1 protein-coding gene is annotated in these 382 nt (G+C 56.3%); it reads right to left on the minus strand.

Features of this window, described 5'->3' with window-relative positions:
* A partial coding sequence (locus tag AC1RO3_RS08780) for a hypothetical protein (RefSeq protein WP_481764045.1) occupies nucleotides 1-382 on the minus strand: 382 nt, incomplete at both ends.

Here is a 382-nt window from a genome sequence, read left to right on the forward strand (position 1 = left end):
GTGTAGTCGCCCGGAGCCGGGGTCTTCAGGCACAGAATGCGCACTGTATCAAACAGGACCTGACCTTGGCCCACCACCGTCTGCCCGATACCGGTCAGCACCGAGGCCTTGAATTCACCGGTAGGCGGATTCGATACGATCGCGATCGACACGGGATCAACGGTACCGTAGTTGTCTATGATCGTCTGATTGGTTTGGAATAGCTCGGCCCAGTTGAAATCTAGGAACGAACAGACCTTGGCAAACGCGACTTGATCAACGGACGCGGCCCAACGAATCGTGCCGTTTGTGGGCGGTGTCGGATTGACCGGGTTCTTTGCGGGCGGAACCATAGCATTGAGGTTGAAGGCAAGAGCAGGCAGATATACGCCATCACTGAAGC

This window comes from Dellaglioa sp. CoH-57-MRSF-19, assembly GCF_056781975.1.